General features: G+C 35.6%; 5 protein-coding genes. 3 read left to right on the top strand and 2 right to left on the bottom strand.

The annotated features are described in order from the left end of the window. The first annotated feature begins 149 nt into the window (after nucleotides 1-149). Complete coding sequence (locus tag AB1422_16680; protein MEW6620942.1) at nucleotides 150-1,424, top strand: ABC transporter permease; 1,275 nt, start codon at nucleotides 150-152, stop codon at nucleotides 1,422-1,424. Nucleotides 1,425-1,477: 53 nt separating this feature from the next. On the opposite strand, the gene AB1422_16675 is transcribed toward AB1422_16680, so the two are convergent. Both AB1422_16675 and rfbA read right to left on the bottom strand, forming a co-directional pair. After that, nucleotides 1,478-1,678 carry a hypothetical protein gene (locus AB1422_16675; GenBank protein ID MEW6620941.1) on the bottom strand — a complete coding sequence of 67 codons (201 nt, stop codon included), beginning with the start codon at nucleotides 1,676-1,678 and terminating at the stop codon, nucleotides 1,478-1,480. Between the two features lie 29 nt (nucleotides 1,679-1,707). Continuing rightward, nucleotides 1,708-2,589 carry a glucose-1-phosphate thymidylyltransferase RfbA gene (rfbA, locus tag AB1422_16670; GenBank protein ID MEW6620940.1) on the bottom strand — a complete coding sequence of 294 codons (882 nt, stop codon included), beginning with the start codon at nucleotides 2,587-2,589 and terminating at the stop codon, nucleotides 1,708-1,710. A gap of 145 nt (nucleotides 2,590-2,734) precedes the next feature. Here rfbA and AB1422_16665 point away from each other — a divergent pair, with 145 nt between their 5' ends. Both AB1422_16665 and AB1422_16660 read left to right on the top strand, forming a co-directional pair. Further along, the gene (locus tag AB1422_16665; protein ID MEW6620939.1) at nucleotides 2,735-3,403 is read left to right on the top strand and encodes a class I SAM-dependent methyltransferase; all 669 of its coding nucleotides are present in this window, start codon (nucleotides 2,735-2,737) and stop codon (nucleotides 3,401-3,403) included. A gap of 288 nt (nucleotides 3,404-3,691) precedes the next feature. Then, nucleotides 3,692-4,471, top strand: a complete 780-nt coding sequence (locus tag AB1422_16660; GenBank protein MEW6620938.1) for a hypothetical protein — start codon at nucleotides 3,692-3,694, stop codon at nucleotides 4,469-4,471. Nucleotides 4,472-5,135: the final 664 nt, after the last annotated feature.

The raw sequence follows: 5,135 nt of genomic DNA, 5'->3' as shown, positions 1-5,135 counted from the left end.
ATAGAATTTTGAAACACGGGATTCTGAATATTGACACAAAATCCTTTTGACATAATGGATTAGGTATGATATAATCTAATTGTAGGAGAAACGGCCATGCCGACAACTCGGCACATAGGAGGATGAAAATAGTAGGTAGGAGATAGAAGGTGGGAGATGGGGAGATAAGCGTGAGCAGTGATGTTTTCTTTACTTTCTACTCTCTACTTTCTACTTCCTCATTTTCAGGAGGAACCTTGTTCGTAGATTATATTTTGTCTTCATTAAAGAGTTTAAGGCAATACAAACTGCGTTCCTTTCTAACGATTTTAGGGGTTACTATTGGTGTCTTTTCGATTGTGGCAATTATTACCATTGGTGAGGAAGGGAAAAGGCTAATTATTCGTGAAATTACTGGTTCTGGAACTAATCTCGTCGTTGCCCATAATGACCAGATGATGGAAACTCGGGTGGATAAATTTGCCTATCTGACTGAAACTCAACTTGAAACAATGAAAAAGGACATCCCGGGAATTGCTGATTTAGCCCCCCAGTATTTTTTATCTACTCCAATGAAGGTTCGGGGTGAAAATAAACTGATTACGGTGATTGGTGTGCCAGCCAACTGGTTTGAGGTGCGAGGATTAGACCTGATTATAAAAGGTAGAAAATTCACCGATAATGAGGTTAAATCATCAGAAAAGGTCTGCGTCGTCGGTCATCAACTCTTTAATTCACTTTTTGGAAAGCAAAAAAATTTGGGACAAGAGATAAATATAGAAGGGACATATTTCAAGGTCATTGGGTTAATGGGTTTTAAGTTAAAGATGGGACCAATGGACCCTAACAATGCCTTACTTTTACCATCTTCTTGTGTGAAACGGCTACTTGGTGCACAAGAAATATATCTGGTATTCTTTAAAGCCAGGAATGGAGTGAGTGTCTCTGGACTCAAAGAGCGAGTAGAAAACTATCTGTTTAAAACCTTTTCTAATAGAAAGGTATGGGAAGTTGTTACCCTGGATGAAATGATTGAAATGCTCTCTACGATAACGAATATCATTTCTATTGTGATTAGTAGTATTGCGGCTATTTCTTTGTTGGTTGGAGGAATTGGGATTATGAATATTATGTTAGTAGCAGTGCGAGAGCGGACGCGTGAAATTGGTATCAGAAAGGCGGTTGGTGCCACTAAAAAAGATATACTCTGGCAGTTTTTGATTGAAAGCCTGATACTCTGTCTTACCGGCGGAATAATCGGGATTGGTGCGGCAATGGGTATGATTTTATTAATAGTAAAGATGGTGAATTTAGATATCTTTCTCTCATTTTGGGCGATTATGCTTGGTTTTTCTTTTTCCTGTCTGGTCGGGATATTTTTTGGTGTCTATCCCGCACATCTGGCGGCTAAACTTAATCCTGTTGAGGCACTTCGATATGAGTAATGCACATTTGAAGAAAATTTTTCTATTAACAGGGCATTAAAATTTTGATATAATTAGTTTACAGAAACAAGAAGACTTTCGGATAAAAATATCCGTAACCGTTCAAGTAATCCTTTACCGCAGAGACGCAGAGGAACAGAGAGGACATAGAAATAAATTAGAGCACATAAAAGATTATTGTAACCGTTCAGGTAGGTAGGCAGGTTATACAGAGTTAGGCAACAAAGAAGGGGTGGATAAGTTAAAGTAGACATTTGAGCATTGGTGAATTAGTTAAATGAGGTCATTGTTCATTTTTAATTATCCTCAAAACATATTGTCCGTACTGACTATTTTTCAAAAGTTCACCAATCTTTAATAAATGTTCTTTGTCTATGTATCCTAAGGAATAGGCAATTTCTTCTATACAGGCTATTTTCAAACCCTGCCTTTTTTCTATAGTCGCCATAAACTCTCCCGCTTCAAGAAGACTTTCATGGGTTCCTGTATCAAGCCAGGCATATCCTCTACCTAAAAGTTCAACCTTAAGTTTATTATCTTCCAAATATTTTTTATTTACATCGGTTATCTCCAACTCTCCTCTCCAGGAAGGTTTAATACCATGAGCAATCTCAACAACATTATTATCATAAAAATACAGGCCTGTAACTGCATAGTGAGATTTAGGTATTTTAGGTTTTTCTTCAATAGATAAAACCTTTCCCTCTTTATCAAATTCCACTACTCCATATTGTTGAGGATTACTCACATAATAACCAAAAACCGTAGCTCCTCCTGAGGTAGTAATATCTTGAACGATATTCCTTAGTAACTGAATTAAGCTATCACCATAAAAGATATTATCTCCTAAAATGAGACACACATCATCATCACCTATAAATTCTTTCCCTAATATAAATGCCTCAGCCAGACCATTGGGAAAAGGTTGTTCTTTATAAGAAAATGTTAGTCCTAACTGTGAACCATCACCGAAGAGTTCTTTAAATCTTGGTAAATCATGGGGAGTTGAAATGATCAAAATTTCTCTTATCCCCGCCAACATCAGCACGGATAGAGGATAATAAATCATCGGTTTATCGTAAATCGGCAAAAGTTGTTTACTAATACCCAGCGTTATGGGATAAAGCCTTGTTCCACTTCCTCCGGCAAGAATAATACCTTTCATTACAACCTCCAAAATAGTAGATAGTAGTCAGAAAACTTTTTCACCTCTGAATTATATAATATATTTAAAAAAAAGGCAAGGAAAATTTTAACAAATTCTTACAATTCAGTTGACAGGGTATTAAATTTTTGATATAATTTTTATTATGGATTTATTACAACAAGAGAAATTTGACGATATGTATTCAAAAAAAGGGGATCCATGGGGAACAAAAAATGTCTATGCCGAAAAGGTGAGATTAGAAAATTCATTTAAACTGATTCCGCATGGACATTATCCACAGATATTAGAATTAGGTTGTAGTGAAGGTGCATTTACCAGTAAATTATTAAATATCGGCGATAAAATTTATGCAGTAGATATTTCTGAAATAGCTATTAATCGATGTAAGACTTATTTTAGTGAATTTGGGGACAAGGTAATTTTTTCAGTCCAAGATATTATCGAATTGAAATTTGAACCTGAAAGTTTTGATTTAATAACTTGTTTAGAAGTAATATATTATCCTCCACGAAATTTCCTCTTAGAAATAGTTGATAATTTATATACCCTTTTAAAAAAAGATGGATATATCCTGATTTCTGTCCCTATTTTACCAGGATATTTTAAATATCAAGAATTTATTGATTTAGTGTCAAGAAGGTTTAAAATAGTAAAAATCGAACCGGTTACGACTAACTTGTTCAAATTAGGTGGTATTATTAATAGGATTCCTGTCCTTAGTAAAACCGGGATTTATGAATTAGCTATGATGATAACGAGAAAATTCCCAAGACAATTTGTTAGACATCTGGCTATAGTGGCAACTAAATAAAAGGTAACTATTCACCACGAAGAACACGAAGGACACGAAGAAAATTAGATGGTCTCTGAAATTAACCACAAATTACACAAACAATACACAAAGAAATAAAGGGAAAAATTTATTCTCTCAAAAATCTTTGACTCTTTTGTGAAACTCTTTGTGAGCTTTGTGGTTAAAAGAATTGTAGTTATTGTCAGACACTACCGAAAATTACAAGACATTAAATTCCATTTCGTGTCCTTCGTGCTCTTCGTAGTGAATAGTTACTAAATTACTAAATTAAAGGAGGAATTTGAAATGAAAAAAATAATGGTAACGGTTATTTTAATGATTAGCATGGGGATGGCACAGCAGATTTTAGCTAAAGAAGGTGAAAAGGTAGAAAAAGATAGCTTTGGGACAAGACCAATGATTAGTTATTTCGCTACGGATTTTACATTTTTGGATGAGATGACGATGAGATTATCATTAACTCCCCAGCAAACCCAAAAGATGATGATGATTATTAAAGCAGAAAAAGAGGCATTAGAAACCCTTCAACAAGAATGGCAGGAGATACTCAAAGATGAAAAACTATCTATGGAGAAGAAGCAAGACGAAAAAAATAATATGGATAAGAAAACAGTGGAAATTGTAGAGAAGACAAAAATAGATGTCGAACAAACTTTGACCCCGTTTCAGTATAAGGAGTTTGTTCCCTGGCTTGAACAGCAATGGGCTCAAAAATGGGTGCCTGAGATTAAACCACAAAGAGAGGTATCTCCTCCAAGTAATCCTTTTGAAGTCGCCGTGCAAAAAAATAAGGGATTTTCAGGCTCTTCAGCAACCACGATGACTGAGAAAGAAAAAGAGGCAAGAGATAAATTTATCCAGGCACTTCAATCACAAAGTGAAAAGGCTCAGCAGGAATTTTCAAAAGGGTTACCACCACAGCCTTCTTCGCCTAATTTGCAAAAAAATCCATTTGGTGAATCAGCACAAGGATTAGACGAATTTCAAAATAATGAAGCGGCTGAACGATTTAAAGAGGCACTTCGTCAACATAGTGAGAAAATAGAAACACAACAAGGGGAATGAAAATAAAGGGACTCGGGGCTCGGGGCTCGGGACTCGGGGCTCGGGAATAAAAGAATCCCCGAACCCCGATTTTCAGGGGAAAGGAAGTTTCACGCCAAGCACGCAAAGAACGCAAAGGGAAATAAGGGGTAACCGTTCACCGCAGAGACACAGAGACGCAGAGAAAAAATTAAAATCTATTCACCAGAAACAGAAATTCCCTTTTTTTGTGCATTTCGGGGCTTTCGTTGTTTATAATCTTTTAATACTTACTTTCGACTAACTGTTTTTAAGCCTTTTTAAATACCGAAAAACACGAAAAAAAGATATTTTCTTCTCTGTTTCTCTGCGTCTCTGCGGTAAAGGATTACCTGAACGGTTACAATAAGGGAAATAAGTAGTAAGCGGATTTAGCGGATTGAGCAGATAAAAAAACAGAAAAGAAGTCCGATTAATCCGCTCAATCCGATTACTAAAAAATAAAAAATCCGTGCTCATCCGTCTAATCCGTGTCATCCGTATTCTATTCATTTTCAGGAGAACGCTCATGAGTCTGCAACTCACAAAGTCTTATGGTGAAATGTCAAGTAAAAAATTAAGTTTTTTTAAAAATATTTTTCTTGACTTATATCCCTAAAAAGGCACAAAAATAGTATGTTCGGATACAAGTGAATTTTTTAAATAT

The organism is bacterium, assembly GCA_040757115.1.
Classification (GTDB): domain Bacteria; phylum UBA9089; class CG2-30-40-21; order CG2-30-40-21; family SBAY01; genus JBFLXS01.
The sequence above is the reverse complement of the archived record's forward strand: the minus strand, read 5'-3'. Positions and strand labels throughout refer to the sequence as shown.

Coding starts and splice junctions, on each gene's coding strand:
- AB1422_16675 (MEW6620941.1), bottom strand. CDS start 1,678: ATGTCTACTTTAACTTATCCACCCCTTCTTTGTTGCCTAACTCTGTAT.
- rfbA (MEW6620940.1), bottom strand. CDS start 2,589: ATGAAAGGTATTATTCTTGCCGGAGGAAGTGGAACAAGGCTTTATCCC.
- AB1422_16660 (MEW6620938.1), top strand. CDS start 3,692: ATGAAAAAAATAATGGTAACGGTTATTTTAATGATTAGCATGGGGATG.
- AB1422_16665 (MEW6620939.1), top strand. CDS start 2,735: ATGGATTTATTACAACAAGAGAAATTTGACGATATGTATTCAAAAAAA.